Here is a 15,457-nt window from a genome sequence, read left to right as displayed (position 1 = left end):
AGACCCGGACGGGGCGCGGCCCTGGTGCCGGTGACGGACACCGGCGCCGGGTGCTACAGGCCGAGTTCACCCTCGAACTCGCCGGCCTCCAGCCGGGCCTTGACGGTGGACAGGAAGCGGGCGGCGTCCGCGCCGTCCACGATCCGGTGGTCGTACGTCAGGGCCAGGTAGACCATGTCGCGGATGGCGATGGTCTCCCCGAGCTCCGGGTGGCTGACCACGACCGGACGCTTGACGGTCGCACCGATCCCCAGCATGCCGACCTGCGGCTGGTTGAGGATGGGGGTGTCGAACAGCGCGCCGCGCGAGCCGGTGTTCGTCACCGTGAAGGTGCCGCCCGACAGCTCGTCCGGCTTCAGGCCGCCGTCGCGGGTGCGCTTCGCCAGGTCCGCGGTCTTCTTGGCGATGCCGGCCAGGTTCAGGTCGCCAGCGTTGTCGATGACCGGGACGAACAGCCCCTTGTCGGTGTCCACCGCGATGCCGATGTTCTCGGTGTCGTGGTAGGTGACCGTGTCGTCGTCGTTGACCTTGGCGTTGACGGACGCGTGGACCTTCAGGGCCTCGGCCGCCGCCTTCATGAAGAACGGCATCGGGGAGAGCTTGACGCCCTCCCGGCGCAGGAACTGCTCCTTTGCCCGCTCGCGCAGTCGCATCACCCGGGTGAGGTCCACCTCGACCACGGTGGTCAGCTGCGCGGACACCTTCAGCGACTCGAGCATGTGCTTGGCGATCGCCTTGCGCACCCGGGTCATCTTCACGGTCTGGCCGCGCAGCGGCGACGGCTCGGCCTCCGGGGCCTTCCGGGCCGGAGCTGCCTGGGCTGCCGCCGGCTCGGCAGCGGCGGCCTTGGCGGCCTCCGCTGCGGCGATGACGTCCTGCTTGCGGATCCGGCCGCCGACGCCGGTGCCCTTGACCGTGGAGAGGTCCACGTCGTTCTCGCCGGCGAGCTTGCGCACCAGCGGGGTGACGTAGGCACCGTCCGTGGTGCCGGCCGGCTGCGGCGGCGCGGGGGCGGGGCGGGCGGGCTCGGGCTTGCGCTCCTGCGGTTCCGGCTTCGGCTCGGGCTTCGGTTCCGGCTTCGGTTCCGGCTCGGGCTTCGGTTCCGGCTTCGGCTCGGGGGCCGGCTCGGGCTCAGGGGCGGGCTCGGGCTTGGCCTCCTCCCGTGCCGGGGCCTGGGCGGGAGCCGAACCCGCGGCACCGATGACGGCCAGCTTGGCACCGACCTCGGCGGTCTCGTCCTCGCCGACCACGATCTCCAGCAGAGTGCCGGAGGCGGGTGCGGGGATCTCGGTGTCGACCTTGTCGGTGGAGACCTCGAGCAGCGGCTCGTCGGCCTCGACCTCCTCGCCGACCTCCTTCAGCCAGCGGGTGACGGTGCCCTCGGTGACCGACTCGCCCAGTGCGGGCAGGGTCACGTCGGTGCCCTCGGCAGCGCCGCCACCGCCTTGCGCGGAGGCGCCGGAGGGCTCCGGCTCCCGCTGCTCCTGCGCGGCGGGCTGCTCCTGCCTGGCCGGCTCGGGTTCGGGCTGCGGCTCGGGCTCCCCTGCGGGGGCGGCGGACTGCCCCGAGTCGCCGGAGCCGTCGTCGATGATGGCCAGCTCGGCGCCGACCTCGACGGTCTCGTCCTCGGCGACCTTGATGGCGGAAAGCACACCGGCGGCCGGTGCGGGGATCTCGGTGTCGACCTTGTCGGTGGAGACCTCGAGCAGCGGCTCGTCGGCCTCAACGCGTTCACCCTCGGCCTTGAGCCAGCGGGTGACGGTGCCCTCGGACACGCTCTCACCGAGCGCCGGAAGGGTTACGGAAACCGCCATGGTTTCTGTTGCTCCTTACGAAAAGTGCGAATGGATGCGCCTCGGACAAGCGGTCCGATCAGTCGTGGGAGTGCAGCGGCTTCCCGGCCAGCGCCAGGTGTGCCTCGCCGAGCGCCTCGTTCTGCGTCGGGTGGGCGTGGATGAGCTGGGCGACCTCGGCGGGCAGGGCTTCCCAGTTGTAGATCAGCTGGGCTTCACCGATCTGCTCCCCCATCCGGTCGCCGACCATGTGCACGCCGACGACAGCGCCGTCGCGCACCTGGACGAGCTTGATCTCGCCGGTGGTCTTGAGGATCTTGCTCTTGCCGTTGCCGGCGAGGTTGTACTTCAGGGTGACGACCTGGTCGGCCCCGTACATCTCCTTGGCCTTCTCCTCGGTGATACCGACGGAGGCGACCTCGGGGTGGCTGTAGGTGACGCGCGGAACGCCGTTGTAGTCGATGGGCACCGGGTTCAGCCCGGCGAGCCGCTCCGCGACGAGGATGCCCTCCGCGAAGCCGACGTGCGCCAGCTGGAGGGTGGGGATGAGGTCGCCGACGGCCGAGATCGTCGGCACGTTGGTCCGGCAGTACTCATCGGCGAGCACGAAGCCGCGGTCCATCTCGACCCCGGCCTCCTCGTAACCCAGGCCCTGGGAGACCGGGCCGCGGCCGATGGCCACGAGCAGCAGCTCGGCCTCGAAGGTCTTGCCGTTGTCCAGGCTGACCTTGACGCCGCTGTCGGTGTACTCGACGCCCTTGAAGAAGGAGCCGAGGGAGAACTTGATGCCGCGCTTGCGGAAGGCCCGCTCCAGCAGTTTGGAGCTGTTCTCGTCCTCGGCCGGGACGAGGTGGGGGAGACCTTCGACGATGGTCACCTCGGTGCCGAAGGACTTCCAGGCTGAGGCGAACTCGCAGCCGATCACCCCGCCGCCCAGTACGACCACGGACTTCGGGACCCGGTCCATGGTCAGCGCGTGGTTGGAGGAGATGACCCGGTCGCCGTCGATCTCCAGACCGGGCAGCGACTTGGGTACCGATCCGGTGGCCAGCAGCACGTGCCGGCCGTTGTAGCGCCGGCCGTTGACGTCCACGGAGGTGGGGGAGGACAGCCGGCCCTCACCCTCCACGTAGGTGATCTTGCGGGAGGCGACCAGGCCCTGGAGACCCTTGTACAGGCCGGAGACGATGCCGTCCTTGTACTTGTTCACCCCCGCCATGTCGATGCCCTCGAAGGTGCTCTTCACACCGAACTCGGCGCCGTTGCGGGCGTTGTCCGCGAGCTCACCGGCGTGCAGCAGGGCCTTGGTGGGGATGCACCCGTAGTGCAGGCAGGTGCCGCCCAGCTTGTCCTTCTCGATCAGGGCAACGTCCAGGCCCAGCTGTGAAGCCCGCAGGGCCGCGGCGTAGCCACCGCTGCCGCCACCGAGGATCACTAGGTCGAAAACGGTGTTGGCGTCGTTCGCCACGTCACGTCCTCCATGCATGGGATTCGCCGGGCCGGATCAGCGCTGACCTCCCGACGGCTTCTGTTGGCCGCTGCTTGCGCGGCTTGTCATGGCTCGCTCTGTGGATGAGCCGGATTGCCTGTCCTGCAGCAAAGCCTCGCCGGAACAACATCCTCGCACTTGTCGGGCGCCGATGGGACGCCGGGCCACCACAGGAGCGCTATCAAAACAGTTGATATCGGACTTTTCGGGCGGAGGGGGGCGGATTACCCGCCGGTACGGCCCCGATCGCTCCTCGCGAACGAGGCCGTCCTCACTCCTGCGGGTACTACCGGCTCAGCTCACCGTCCGCGGCGCGCTCCGCCAGCCGGACCAGCGTGCGCACCGCCGATCCGGTGCCGCCCTTCGGGGTGTAGCCGAACGGCGAGCCGTCGTTGAACGCGGGACCGGCAATGTCCACGTGAGCCCAGGGCGTGCCCTCGGCGACGAACTCCTGCAGGAACAGCCCGGCGCTCAGCCCGCCGCCCATCCGGTCACCCACGTTGGCGAGGTCGGCGATCGGCGACTTGATGCCCTCCAGCAGGTCGGCGGGGAGCGGCAGCTGCCAGGACGCCTCGCCGGCCTGCTCCGCGGTCTCGTGCACCAGCGCGCGGAACGCGTCCTCGTTGGCCATCACCCCGAAGGTGCGCTTACCCAGGGCCACGACCATCGCGCCGGTCAGGGTCGCCACGTCCACCAGCGCGTCCGGGGACTCCTCACAGGCGCGGGTGAGCGCGTCGGCCATGACGAGCCGGCCCTCCGCGTCGGTGTTCAGCACCTCGACGGTCTTGCCGCTGTACATGGTCAGCACGTCACCGGGACGAGCGGCGGAACCCGACGGCATGTTCTCGGCCAGGGCCAGCCAGCCGGTCACATTGACCCGCAGGCCGAGCCGGGCGGCCGCGACCACGGCGGCGAACACCGCGGCAGCCCCGCTCATGTCGCACTTCATCGTCTCGTTGCTGCCGGCCGGCTTCAGCGAGATGCCCCCCGAGTCGTAGGTGATGCCCTTGCCCACCAGGGCCAGCGAGGTCTTCGCCTTCGCGTGCCGGTACGTCAGCCGCACCAGCCGGGGCGGGCTTTCGGAGCCCTGTCCGACGCCGAGGATGCCGCCGTAGCCACCCTTGGCCAGCGCCTGCTCGTCGAGCACCTCGATCTTCAGCCCGTGCTCCTTCGCGGCGCCCTGGGCGGCCGTGGCGAAGGCGGCGGGATTCAGCGCGTTCGGCGGGGTGTTCACCAGGTCACGGGCCCGGGCCACCTCCTCGGCCAGCACCGACGCGCGCTCGGCGGCGGCCTTGTACGCCTTGTTCCCCGCCTCCGGGGTCAGGACCGTGACCTGCGCCAGCGGGGCACTCGGGTCCTTGACGTCCCTGTCGTCCTTCTTCGCCTTCCGGCCCTTGCCCGTCCCGCCGTTGCCGCCGCGGAAGGAGGTGAAGGCGTAGGCACCCAGCAGCGCACCCTCGGCGACCGCGGCCACTCCCGCCTCGTCGTCGGCGGGCAGCGCGAACGCACCGTGCCCGGTGCCGGCCAGCGCCCGGGCAGCCGCACCGGCCGCCCTGCGCAGCGTCTCCGCCTGCCAGCCCGCCCCCTCCGCCGGAGCGGCGCCGAGACCGACGGCGAGAACCAGCGGCGTCTTCAGGCCCTCCGGCGCGGGAAGCTTCGTGACCTCGTCCTCACCGCCCTTCGCACCCAGGATGCCGAGCGTGGCGGCCAGCCTGCCGCCGTAGGCCGAATCAACAGCGGTCGCGGCCTCGGAGCCGGGGGCGAGCAGCGGCCCGGCCTCGCCCTTGGCGATGCCGATGATCACGGCGTCCGCGCGTACCGCTGCGGCGGAGGTGTTGCTCAGGGTCAGTGCAGTCACGGTGATGGAGGTCCTGTTCCGTCGTGGGGTGATTGTCCGCGGCCACGGGATGACCGGGCCGCGCCCGGGATCTTCGACCCTACGCCCGGTCACCCCCGGGAGCGGGAGCAGGTCGTGCTCGGCCCGCGCCCGCGTCGTGCCGCCTCGCAGCGCGATCCGCGCTCGCCCCGGGAGACGCGCAGGGCTCCGCCGTTCCGGTCCGCGGCGCTCAGTGCGCACCCAGCGTCAGCACCAGCAGGGCGACGGTGCCCGCGGTCTCGGCCACCGCACCGAGGACGTCCCCGGTCACGCCGCCGAACCGGCGGCGGCAGTGCCGCAGCAGCAACTCGGCGGCGCCGAGCGCCGCCACTACCGTCACGCCGCCGAGCACCGCGGCGGACGCCGCCCCCGGAAGGGCCGGACCGCCGCCCAGGACGGCCACCCCGGCACCGGCCGTCACCGCGGCGGCCGTCACCGCGACTGCCGCGCCCCCCGGCACGGTCTGTGCCACCACCGCGCCGAGCCCGTCCCGCCGGGCGGCCGGGATCCCCCGCCGGCAGGACCGGGTGAGCGCGGTCCGCGCGGCCAGCCCCGCCACCACGGCGCCGGCCGCACCATGTGCCCAGCCGTGGGTGTACAGCCCGTGCAGGGCCGCCACCTGGGCCAGCAGTACGAACACCAGGGTCAGCACACCGAACGGCCCGATGTCGGACTGCTTCATGATCCGCAGCGCCGCGTCGGCGGGCTTCCCGCTGCCCAGGCCGTCCGCCACGTCCGCCAGGCCGTCCCAGTGCAGCCCACGGGTCAGCGCGGCCGGTACCGCGGCGGTGGCCACGGCCGCCAGCAGCGGGCCCGAGCCCAGTGCCAGGAGCAGGCAGCCGCCCGCCGCCGCACCCAGCCCGACCACCAGCCCGGCCAGCGGCGCACACAGCATTCCGGCCCGCGCCGTCGTCCGGTCCCAGCGGCGGACCCGCACCGGCAGCACGGTGAGCGTGCCGAACGCGAAGCGCAGCCCGTCGGCCACCGCGGCCGTCCGGGTGACAGGAGCGGGGCCGGTGGAGGAAGGCGGCGGCGTGTCGTTCATCGCCGTGCAGGTTAGCGTCCACCCTGGGCGGTCATGGAGCACTGGTGGGATCGCGGCATCGTGGAAGCGGGCAAACTGCCGCTGCTGGTGGCGCTGCTCGCCTTCGTGCTGACCTTCGTGGTCACCCGCGGGATCACCCGGTCGATCCGGGCCGGCCGCGGCCCGTTCCGTGACGTGTCCTCGGGCGGTGTGCACATCCACCACGCCGTCCCCGGGCTGGTGCTCATGGTGGCCGGCGGCTTCGGCGCGGTGGCCACCGGCCGGTCCGGCTGGGCCGCCGGCATGGCGGCCCTGGTCTTCGGGGTGGGGGCCGGCCTGGTTCTGGACGAGTTCGCGCTCATCCTGTATCTCAGCGACGTCTACTGGTCCGACCAGGGCCGCCGGAGCGTCGAGCTGGTGGTGCTGACGGCCGCCCTGGTGGGGATGGTGCTCGCGGGCTTCACCCCGCTGGGCGTCGACACGCTCTCCGAGGAGGAGCGGCAGAACCGTGCGCTGCTGTCGGCCACCGTGGCCTCGCACTTCCTCTTCGCGATCGTCGCACTGGCCAAGGACAAGCCGCGGATGGCGGTGTTCGGCGCGCTCATGCCGTTCGTCGCGCTGACGGCCGCGCTCCGGCTGGCCCGCCCCGGCTCGTGGTGGGACCGGCGTTTCTACCACCGCAGGCCCCGGGCCCGGGCGCGCGCCGAGAAGCGGGCCCGCCGGCACGACATCCGCTGGGGCCCCTGGCAGCGCCGCGTCGAGGACGCGCTCGGCGGCATCAAGGGGCCGTAGACACACCCGTGGGGCGTCAGGTGGCTTCCTGGACGGCCTCGCCGGCGACCGGCCCGGCTGCCGGGTTCTCCTGGGCGGCCTCGCCGGCGGGCTCGGCCGGTCCGGGGAGCTCGGGGAGCTCTGCCGCCAGGGCGGCGGCTGCCCGCACCAGGGGCAGTGCCAGCAGCGCGCCGGCGCCCTCCCCGACCGTCACTCCGTGGTCGAGCAGCGGCTCCAGGGACATCCGGTCCAGTGCCTTGGCCTGGCCGGGCTCACCGCTGGCCTGCCCGGCCAGCCACCAGTCCGGGGCCCGGAAGGCGATCCGCTGCCCGACGAGGGCACAGGCCGCCGACACGACCCCGTCCAGGACCACCGGGGTACGGCGGACCGCGGCCTGCAGCAGGAAGCCCGTCATCGCCGCGAGATCCGCCCCGCCGACCGTGGCGAGCAGTTGCAGCTGGTCGCCGAGCACCGGGCGGGCCCGCCGCAGACCGTCCCGGACAGCCGCGCACTTGCGCATCCAGGTCACGTCGTCGATCCGCAGACCGCCCCGCCCGGTGACGACGGAGGCGTCGGTGCCGCACAGGGCGGCGATCAGCACCCCGGCCGCGGTGGTGCCGCCCACCGACAGGTCGCCCAGCACCAGCAGGTCGGTACCCGAGTCGGCCTCCTCGTCGGCGACCGCCATACCGGTGCGGAAGGCCCGCTCGGCCTCCTCGCGGCTCAGCGCGTCCTCCGCGTCGAGCCGTCCGGAGCCGCGGCGCACCCGGTACCGGGTGACGTCCTCCGGCAGATCCTCCGGGGGACAGTCGAGTGAGATGTCGACGACCCGCACGGGGACGCCGTTGTGCCGCGCCAGCACGGCGGCCGGGCTGCCGCCGTCGAGCACGGCGCGGACCAGCGCGTGCGCGCCCCCCGCCGGGCGGGCCGACACCCCGGCCCCGGCGATCCCGTGATCACCGGCGAACAGCACGGCCCGGGGCTGCCGCACCGGGGTCACCGGCACCTGCCCCTGGGCGGCGGCCAGCCAGCTGCCGAGCTCGTCGAGTCTGCCGAGGGCGAGGTGCGGGAGGCCGGTGCTCGCCCTCCGCTTCTGGACGCTCCGCCGGATCCGGGCGCTGGGACGCTCGATGAGGTCGCCGAAGTCGTCGAGTTTCAGGCTGCCGTCACTCATGCCCAGAGGCTACCGTCGCCGCAGGGGCGCCCTCTGGTCACCCGTCACGGCCGGCCCCGTCCCGGCTGCGGATCGGGCACGGCGGGGCGGCGTCGGCCCGGCGGCGGCCGGACGGTGCCCCCGCCGTGAGCTGCCCGCCACCCGGTCAGCCGCGCAGCGGCAGGACGGTGCCCGCGACGACCAGCAGCACGGTCTCGCACTCCGCGGCCACCGCGGCGTTGAGCCGGCCCAGCTCATCGCGGAAGCGGCGGCCGGAAGCGGTCTCCGGGACGATCCCGGAACCCACCTCGTTGCTGACCGCCACCACCGTGCGCCCGGTCTCCCGCAGCGCCTCGGCCAGGCCGCTGATCCGGTCGGCCAGCGCCCCGTCACCGCCCCCGTACCAGGCTGCGTCGTCCCAGGCGCCGACGGTGTCCATCGCGTCGGTCAGCCACAGCGACAGGCAGTCGATGAGCAGGGGCGGACCGTCGTCCTCGGCGAGCAGCGGCTCCAGGTCGCAGGTCTCGACCGTCCGCCAGCCGGCCGGCCGCCGCTCCCGGTGGATCCCGACCCGGGCCGCCCACTCCGGGTCACCGTCGCGCCGGCCGCCCGTTGCCACGTACAGGACACCGGGAAAGGCCGCCAGCCGGCGTTCGGCCTCCAGCGACTTCCCCGAGCGGGCGCCCCCGAGCACCAGGGTGCGCCGCGGCAGTTCAGGGACGTCCGGCAGAGCGCCGAGCACCAGGGTGACGCCGTCCGGTTCGGCCCGGGCACCGGCCGCCCCCAGCCGCCGGTGCAGCTCCGCGCCCGGCGGCACGTCATGGTCCAGATGGACGGCGACCACATCGGTCGACCACCCCACCGCTCCCGCCGCGCGGAGCCGGGCCAGGGCGTCGGGCCGCCCGATCACGTCGAGCAGGCACAGGTCGTACGCCCGGCCGCTCTCGGGCACCCCGGCCGGGGCCCCGCCGGGCGGCAGATACAGCAGCCGCCCGCCGTCCGGGCCGGTCACGTCGTAGCCCGTACCGGGGGAGTCCAGTGCCACCGCCCGCACCCGGTGCCCGGTGATCAGGGTGATGTCCCGGCCGTCCGGCATCCGGACCGGAGCGGGCAACCCGGCCGGGATCTCCCTCGGCGGTCCGTCGTGCGGATGGGTGAGCAGCACCTGCCGCACCCCCTGGAGGGACTGGCCGGCCCGGGCGGCGGACATCGCTGCGCCCGGGGTGAGGTCGAGGAGCAGAACCCCGTCCAGCAGGACCGCCGTGGCGGTGCGGGCCTGCCCGCCCAGCGCACGGGCGCAGGCCGCACACGGGCAGCCGGGTCTCGGCAGCCCGGTTGGGGCGCCGGTACCGAGCAGGGTGACATCCACCCCCTGATCCTCTCTTCCCCGGGGCAGCCGGCGCGCGGGGGGCTACTCTGCGGGAGTACCGGCGATCTTGTAGGAGGCTGACATGGCATGGGAGTGGCGGTTCGAGAAGGCGGACGGCTCGGTCACCGAGCCGGCCACGCCCCCGGGTGAGTTCGGCACCCAGGGCGACGCCGAGACCTGGGTCGGCGAGGTGTGGAAGGAGCTGGTGGAGGAAGGCATCGACCAGGTCACCCTGGTACAGGACGGCACCGTGATCTACGGCCCGATGAGCCTGCACGAGCAGAGCTGAGGGCCCGGCGGGGCCGGGCCCCGGGGTCAGGCCTCGCCGAGCGTCACCTCGAAACGCTCCTCCTCACCGGCGCGCTCGACGACCACCGGCACCGTGTCCTCCGGCTGCTGCGCGGCCAGCGCCTCCGCCAGCGACACCACGTCGGTGACCTGCTCGGACCCCAGCGCGACGAGCACGTCCCCGGGCCGGATGCCCGCCCTGGCGGCGGGTCCGTCCTCAGCGGTCGCCACGACCGCGGCCCCGGCCGGCTCGAAGCCCTCGCCGAGCACCGTCCGCACCGAGACGCCGAGCTCCGCCCGTCCGGAGTCGCGGACCTCCCCGTACTCGATCATCTGGTCGGTGAGATGGATGACGGTCGTCGAGGGGATGGCGAAGCCGATGCCCGGTGCCGTGCCGCCGCCCAGCTGCGGGTCCCGGGCGGCCAGGGTGGGAATGCCGATGATGCGGCCCGCCAGATCGGCCAGCGCGCCGCCGCTGTTCCCCGGGTTGATGGCCGCCGAGGTCTGCACCAGATCCCCCAGTGTCGTCAGACCCTCGCCTTCGCTCACCGAGCGGCCGACCGCGGAGACGATGCCCTGGGTGACGCTGGAGGACAGCCCCAGCGGGTTGCCCATCGCCAGCACGATCTGTCCGACCTCCACCCGTGAGGTGTCGAAGTTGCCGGGCCGCAGATTGTCCGGGACCTCCCCGAGCCGGATGACGGCCAGGTCCTGTTCCGGGTAGGAGGCCACCGCGGTCGCCGTGAGCGGCCGGCCGCCGGTGGCCAGCGTCACCTCGAACTCCTCCTCCTCGCCGACCACGTGCGCATTGGTCACGACGTGCCCGTCGGCGTCGTAGACGATTCCGGAGCCCAGACCCTCGGGCCCGGTGATCTCCACGACGGAGGGAAGCACCTCCTGCACCGCACGCTGGTAGCTGCGCTGCAGCTCGATGGCCTCGCCGGCGTCCCGGGCACCGGTGGCATCCGTGGCGTCGTCGGTGGGCAGGAAATCCGTGGGGCGGGAGTAGGCCGGCGAGCTGCCGGCGCCCGCAGGGGTGCGTTCCTGCCCGGCGCACCCGCTCAACAGCAGTGCTGCCGCGCACAGGGGCGCGGCAGCACTCATGACGGTCGGCAGAGGGCGCGGTCGGGGCATACCGGATTGTCGCCCGGCAGGGGCCCGCGGCCCGGGAGCGGCGTTACCGCGAACCGGGTGACGTCAGCGAGGCGTCTCGCCGCGCTTGATCTGCGGCTTGGGCAGCCGCATCCGCCGCATCTGCAGGGTGCGCATCAGGGCGTAGGCCGTGGCGCCCTTGTGGTTCTCGTCCGGGTGCCGTTCGCGCAGGGCCCGCTTCAGCCGGCGCGAGGAGATCACCGAGTCGAAGATGATCATCAGGATGACGCCCATCCACAGCATCAGGGCGATGTTCTTCGCCTGCAGCGACGGCATCATGCTCAGGATCAGGATCGCGACGGCGATCGGCAGGAAGTACTCTGCCACATGCCAGCGGCTGTCCACGAAGTCCCGGGCGAACCGCCGCACCGGGCCGCGGTCCCGCACCGGGAGATAGCGCTCGTCGCCGGAGACCAGCGCCTCACGCTGCTTGGCCAGCGCGGCACGCCGCGCCTCCTTGGCGCGCTTGGCGGCATCCTTCCGGCTCACCGGAGGCTTGGCGACAGCACGCCGTTGCGCCTGGGCCTCACTGCGCTTGGGCGTCGGGCGTCCCTTGGGGGCCTGGGGATCACGGACGTCGGTCACGGCTGCGGGCTCGGTGGCCTGCTCTTCTTTCGAACGGCTTCGGAACACACCCCCAGGGTAAGGGCTGGACCGGGCTGCTCGGTGCTCCGGGTCGGGCACGATCCCGCAACACGTCCCGCGACCCCCGGCCCGTCGCCCTGCCTGCTGGTACCTGAGCGGGAGACCCGGCCTGCGGCATCGTCCTGAAGGAGGAGCGCAATCAGGGCTGGACGGTGCGCTAATGGAGGCGGGCCCCGTAAGGTGGGGTCCAGCAGGGTAATGATGGTGGCGAAGGCTCGAAGTCCGTCTGAAGGGGGCGCGCGAGGCCCATGAGCGGTGTCATGAAGCGGATGGGGATGATCTTCCGCGCGAAAGCGAACAAGGCTATGGACCGGGCCGAGGACCCGCGCGAAACTCTCGACTACTCGTACCAGAAGCAGCTGGAGCTGCTGCAGAAGGTGCGACGCGGAGTCGCGGACGTAGCCACGTCGCGGAAGCGGCTGGAGCTTCAGCTGAATCAGCTGCAGGGCCAGTCCAGCAAGCTCGAAGATCAGGGCAAGAAGGCCCTGGCGCTCGGCAGGGAGGATCTCGCCCGAGAGGCGCTCTCCCGGCGGGCGGCGCTGCAGCAGCAGGTCAGCGACCTGGAGACGCAGCACCAGACCCTCCAGGCCGAGGAGGACAAGCTCACCATGGCCGCCCAGCGGCTCCAGGCCAAGGTGGACGCCTTCCGTACCCGTAAGGAGACCATCAAGGCCACCTACACGGCTGCGCAGGCACAGACGCGCATCGGTGAGGCGTTCTCCGGTATCTCGGAGGAGATGGGCGACGTGGGCATGGCGATCCAGCGTGCGGAGGACCGCACGCAGGAGCTCCAGGCCCGGTCCGGTGCCATCGACGAGCTGCTCGCCTCCGGTGCGCTGGACGACCCGACCGGTACCACCAAGGACGACCTCACCTCCGAGCTGGACCGGATCTCCGGCGGCGCGGACGTGGAGTTCGAGCTGGAGCGGATGAAGGCCGAACTGGCGGGCGGCAGCAGCGAGCAGCAGGCTTTGGAAAGCGGCTCAGGAGAGGGTCAGCAGGACCCGTCCAAGTTCGACAAGCAGTGACGGGACCACTTCGAAGCCCTGGGAGAAGGAGAGCAGAGTGATCGTACGGATCATGGGGGAGGGGCAGGTCAAGCTGGACGACAGCCACTTCCCCAAGCTCAACGAGCTTGACGACGAGCTGATGACCGAGGTCGAGCAGGGCGACAGGGAAGGGTTCCAGCGCACACTGTCCGCACTGCTGCACGCCGTGCGCACCATGGGTACCCCCCTGCCCGACGACTCGCTGGAGCCGTCGGAGCTGATCCTGCCCTCACCGGAGTCCTCGATCGATGACGTGCGGGCCATGCTCTCGGAGGACGGCCTGATCCCCCTCGAGCCGCCGAGCTGAGTTGGCACCGTCACGGCTGAGCACGCCACGCACCCCGGTTCCGGCGACGGAGCCGGGGTGCGACGCGCTCCCCACGCGCGGGACACGGCCACGGTGACCTCACCGCCGGCCGCCCCCACCGCTGCCCCCTCGGCCGGAGCCGGCGACCGCGGCGGGGCCACTCAGGCGGCCTGCCCGTCCCCTGACTCCGTGCCCTCGATGCCGGTCAGGGTCCGGCACCGCCTGAGCGCTCATCCGCTGCTGTGCGACGCCCTGATCGCGATCCTGGCCTGCGTGGTGATCCTCGTCGGCGCCGTCACGGTGGCTCACCATCCGAACGGTGGCCCCGGATTCGGCCACCGGGCGCTCTCCCCGCACACCGCGGTGCTCACCGCACTGGCCTGCGCGGCCCTGGTGCTGCGCCGGCGCTTCCCGATGGCGGTGCTCGCCGCGACCGTCGTCCTTGCCGTGGGCGAGCAGGCCATCGGCGCCACGGTGCTCTCCCTGCCCTCGCCCGACCGGCACAACGCGGTCGCCGCCGCCGCCGTCATCGCCCTGTACACCGTCGCGGGCCGCACCGACCGTCCCACCACCTGGCGGGTGGGCGGCCTCACCGTCGCGGTGCTCACCTCGTCCGCGATGCTCTTCGGCCCGCAGCCCTGGTACGTCGCGGACAACCTCGGCGTTTTCGCCTGGTCGGCGCTCGCCGCCGCGGTGGGCGAAGCGGTGCGCAGCCGCCGTGCGGCGGTCGACGCCATAAGGGAACGCGCCGAGCGGGCGGAACGCACCCGGGAGGAGGAAGCGCGCCGCCGGGTTGCGGAGGAGCGGATGCGGATCGCCCGCGAGCTGCACGACGTCGTCGCGCATCACATCGCCCTGGTCAACGTCCAGGCCGGGGTCGCCGCGCACGTCATGGACAGCAGACCCGACCAGGCACAGGAGGCCCTCGCGCACGTGCGGGAGGCCAGCCGGCACGCGCTGAGCGAGCTGCAGACCACCGTCGGGCTGCTGCGCGGCGCCGACGAACCGGTGGCGCCCACGGAGCCCGCCCGTGGTCTCGGGGTCCTCGACGAGCTGGTGGAGAGCTTCACCCGGGCAGGGATGACCGTCACCGTTGATGCCCCCGGCGCGGGCGGCCCGCTGCCCTCGACGGTGGACCTCGCCGCCTACCGGGTCATCCAGGAGGGCCTGACGAACGTGCACAAGCACGCCGGACCGCAGGCCCGCGCGGAGGTCAGCATCGCCCGCTCCGGCGGTCCCTCCGACCGCGCCGTGGAGATCACCGTGCGCGATGACGGCACAGCCCCGGAGCCTCCCGGCGAACTGCCCGGCGGGCACGGTCTGCTGGGAATGCGGGAGCGGGCAGAAGCCCTCGGCGGCACGTGCGAGGCCGGTCCTGCGCCCGACGGAGGGTTCCGCGTCCGGGTCCGCCTGCCGCTCCGCCCGCCGAGGATCCCCGGCCGGGACGACCCGGCTCCCTCCGGCCGGCGCGGTCTCTGCTGCTGAACTCCGGGTCGGTGGAGCGCTGGACCGGTGGACCGGCCCGGCACGGCGCGCCGACTTTTCCGGCACCCCGTTCGGCGTACTGTGGGCGGCGTGGGCGAATCACCGGACCGTAAGAGGCGCGCCGTTGCCAAGGGAAACGCGCACCCCGAGATCCACCCCCGCTCCAGCCTGTGGTCCCGGCTGAACTGGCTGCGCGCCGCGGTGCTCGGCGCGAACGACGGACACGTCTCCACCGCCGCGCTGGTGGTCGGCGTGGCCGGCGCCACCGATTCCCGCTCGGTACTGCTCACGGTCGGACTGGCCGGTCTGCTGTCCGGAGCGTTGTCGATGGCGGTCGGCGAGTACGTCTCGGTCAGCATCCAGCGGGACTCCCAGCGCGCCGCGCTGGCCAACGAGCGCCGCGAGATCGACGAGACCCCCGACGAGGAGCTCGACGAGCTCACCCGGATGTACGAGGCGAAAGGGCTGACTCCCGAAGTGGCCCGGGAAGTCGCCGAGCAGCTCACCCGCCGGGACGCGCTCGCCGCTCATGCGGAGACCGAGCTGGGCATCGACCCGAAAGCGCTCACCAACCCCTGGCACGCCGCGCTCGCCAGCTTTCCCTCCTTCACCCTGGGCGCCCTGCTGCCGGTGATCGCCATCGTGCTGCCCCCACCGGAGATGCGGCTGTACGTCACGGTGGCGCTGGTCCTCGTCACCCTGGCCGCCTTCGGCTGGACCGCCGCCCGCCTGGGCGGGGCCCGTCCGCGCCGCGCGGTGATCCGCAACGTCTGCGGCGGCACCCTGGCCATGGCCGTCACCTACGGCATCGGCTCCTGGCTCGGGGCCGCCACCGGCTTCTGACCGGCCGTCCGGCCATCGAGGGTTTGCGGGGTCAGTGGTGCGTGGTGAAGTGGAGGAAGGTGGCCCAGGTGTGGGGGGTGAAGGTGAGGGTGGTGCGTTGGGTCTTGGAGTCGCGGATGTGCACGGTGTCCGGTGCGGCTGCTATCTCGACGCAGTTGGCGCCTTCGCTGTCGCTGTAGCTGCTCTTGAACCAGGCCAAGGACGCTGATCCAC

General features: G+C 72.8%; 15 protein-coding genes. 6 read left to right on the top strand and 9 right to left on the bottom strand.

Translation table 11 applies throughout. The annotated features are described in order from the left end of the window. Positions 1-53 precede the first annotated feature (53 nt). The 4 genes from sucB to PJ985_RS20530 all read right to left on the bottom strand — a co-directional run bounded on the left by sucB (position 54) and on the right by PJ985_RS20530 (position 6,203). On the bottom strand, positions 54-1,814 hold the full coding sequence (sucB, locus tag PJ985_RS20545) for a 2-oxoglutarate dehydrogenase, E2 component, dihydrolipoamide succinyltransferase (RefSeq protein WP_271685343.1): 1,761 nt from the start codon (positions 1,812-1,814) through the stop codon (positions 54-56). Positions 1,815-1,872: 58 nt separating this feature from the next. Continuing rightward, positions 1,873-3,261, bottom strand: a complete 1,389-nt coding sequence (gene lpdA, locus PJ985_RS20540; RefSeq protein WP_271685342.1) for a dihydrolipoyl dehydrogenase — start codon at positions 3,259-3,261, stop codon at positions 1,873-1,875. A gap of 307 nt (positions 3,262-3,568) precedes the next feature. Beyond that, positions 3,569-5,140, bottom strand: coding sequence for a leucyl aminopeptidase (locus PJ985_RS20535; protein WP_271685341.1), 1,572 nt, complete (start codon positions 5,138-5,140; stop codon positions 3,569-3,571). Between the two features lie 208 nt (positions 5,141-5,348). Then, complete coding sequence (locus PJ985_RS20530; RefSeq protein ID WP_271685340.1) at positions 5,349-6,203, bottom strand: adenosylcobinamide-GDP ribazoletransferase; 855 nt, start codon at positions 6,201-6,203, stop codon at positions 5,349-5,351. A gap of 33 nt (positions 6,204-6,236) precedes the next feature. Between PJ985_RS20530 and PJ985_RS20525 the strand changes: the two genes are divergently transcribed. Further along, positions 6,237-6,974 carry a hypothetical protein gene (locus PJ985_RS20525; protein WP_271685339.1) on the top strand — a complete coding sequence of 246 codons (738 nt, stop codon included), beginning with the start codon at positions 6,237-6,239 and terminating at the stop codon, positions 6,972-6,974. Positions 6,975-6,990: 16 nt separating this feature from the next. On the opposite strand, the gene cobT is transcribed toward PJ985_RS20525, so the two are convergent. Together cobT and PJ985_RS20515 are read right to left on the bottom strand one after the other, a co-directional pair. After that, positions 6,991-8,127, bottom strand: coding sequence for a nicotinate-nucleotide--dimethylbenzimidazole phosphoribosyltransferase (gene cobT, locus PJ985_RS20520; RefSeq protein WP_271685338.1), 1,137 nt, complete (start codon positions 8,125-8,127; stop codon positions 6,991-6,993). A 145-nt stretch (positions 8,128-8,272) separates the two neighbouring features. Continuing rightward, positions 8,273-9,475 (bottom strand): bifunctional adenosylcobinamide kinase/adenosylcobinamide-phosphate guanylyltransferase, encoded by a 1,203-nt coding sequence (locus PJ985_RS20515; RefSeq protein ID WP_271685337.1) that lies wholly within the window; start codon positions 9,473-9,475, stop codon positions 8,273-8,275. A gap of 82 nt (positions 9,476-9,557) precedes the next feature. Between PJ985_RS20515 and PJ985_RS20510 the strand changes: the two genes are divergently transcribed. Then, complete coding sequence (locus tag PJ985_RS20510) at positions 9,558-9,764, top strand: hypothetical protein (RefSeq protein ID WP_271685336.1); 207 nt, start codon at positions 9,558-9,560, stop codon at positions 9,762-9,764. A 26-nt stretch (positions 9,765-9,790) separates the two neighbouring features. Here the strand turns inward: PJ985_RS20510 and PJ985_RS20505 are convergent, their stop codons facing one another. Then, positions 9,791-10,867: a S1C family serine protease gene (locus PJ985_RS20505; RefSeq protein WP_271685335.1), complete on the bottom strand. Its 1,077-nt coding sequence runs from the start codon at positions 10,865-10,867 to the stop codon at positions 9,791-9,793. A gap of 93 nt (positions 10,868-10,960) precedes the next feature. Then, entirely contained in the window at positions 10,961-11,548 is a 588-nt protein-coding gene (locus PJ985_RS20500) for a DUF3043 domain-containing protein (protein WP_443033545.1), read from the bottom strand. A 272-nt stretch (positions 11,549-11,820) separates the two neighbouring features. On the opposite strand from PJ985_RS20500, the gene PJ985_RS20495 reads away from it, so the two are divergent. The 4 genes from PJ985_RS20495 (at position 11,821) to PJ985_RS20480 (ending at position 15,244) form a co-directional block, all read left to right on the top strand. Next, positions 11,821-12,588 carry a PspA/IM30 family protein gene (locus tag PJ985_RS20495; RefSeq protein WP_271685394.1) on the top strand — a complete coding sequence of 256 codons (768 nt, stop codon included), beginning with the start codon at positions 11,821-11,823 and terminating at the stop codon, positions 12,586-12,588. 37 nt (positions 12,589-12,625) lie between these two features. Beyond that, positions 12,626-12,916 (top strand): PspA-associated protein PspAA, encoded by a 291-nt coding sequence (gene pspAA / locus PJ985_RS20490; RefSeq protein ID WP_271685334.1) that lies wholly within the window; start codon positions 12,626-12,628, stop codon positions 12,914-12,916. Between the two features lie 198 nt (positions 12,917-13,114). Continuing rightward, on the top strand, positions 13,115-14,401 hold the full coding sequence (locus tag PJ985_RS20485; RefSeq protein WP_271685393.1) for a sensor histidine kinase: 1,287 nt from the start codon (positions 13,115-13,117) through the stop codon (positions 14,399-14,401). Positions 14,402-14,491: 90 nt separating this feature from the next. Further along, positions 14,492-15,244 carry a VIT1/CCC1 transporter family protein gene (locus tag PJ985_RS20480; RefSeq protein ID WP_443033544.1) on the top strand — a complete coding sequence of 251 codons (753 nt, stop codon included), beginning with the start codon at positions 14,492-14,494 and terminating at the stop codon, positions 15,242-15,244. A gap of 31 nt (positions 15,245-15,275) precedes the next feature. Here the strand turns inward: PJ985_RS20480 and PJ985_RS20475 are convergent, their stop codons facing one another. Beyond that, complete coding sequence (locus tag PJ985_RS20475) at positions 15,276-15,443, bottom strand: DUF397 domain-containing protein (protein WP_443033543.1); 168 nt, start codon at positions 15,441-15,443, stop codon at positions 15,276-15,278. Between the last annotated feature and the right edge of the window lie 14 nt (positions 15,444-15,457).

It is taken from the genome of Streptomyces sp. ACA25 (assembly GCF_028200735.1).
Taxonomy (GTDB): domain Bacteria; phylum Actinomycetota; class Actinomycetes; order Streptomycetales; family Streptomycetaceae; genus Streptomyces.
Note: the sequence above shows the minus strand (reverse complement) of the source record. Positions and strands in the feature narration are given on the sequence as shown.

Bases quoted from the DNA above. Each gene is read 5' to 3' on its own strand.
- PJ985_RS20485 (WP_271685393.1), top strand. From the start codon at position 13,115: ATGCCGGTCAGGGTCCGGCACCGCCTGAGCGCTCATCCGCTGCTGTGC.
- PJ985_RS20530 (WP_271685340.1), bottom strand. From the start codon at position 6,203: ATGAACGACACGCCGCCGCCTTCCTCCACCGGCCCCGCTCCTGTCACC.
- PJ985_RS20505 (WP_271685335.1), bottom strand. From the start codon at position 10,867: ATGAGTGCTGCCGCGCCCCTGTGCGCGGCAGCACTGCTGTTGAGCGGG.
- PJ985_RS20525 (WP_271685339.1), top strand. From the start codon at position 6,237: ATGGAGCACTGGTGGGATCGCGGCATCGTGGAAGCGGGCAAACTGCCG.
- cobT (WP_271685338.1), bottom strand. From the start codon at position 8,127: ATGAGTGACGGCAGCCTGAAACTCGACGACTTCGGCGACCTCATCGAG.
- PJ985_RS20495 (WP_271685394.1), top strand. From the start codon at position 11,821: ATGAAGCGGATGGGGATGATCTTCCGCGCGAAAGCGAACAAGGCTATG.
- PJ985_RS20510 (WP_271685336.1), top strand. From the start codon at position 9,558: ATGGCATGGGAGTGGCGGTTCGAGAAGGCGGACGGCTCGGTCACCGAG.
- sucB (WP_271685343.1), bottom strand. From the start codon at position 1,814: ATGGCGGTTTCCGTAACCCTTCCGGCGCTCGGTGAGAGCGTGTCCGAG.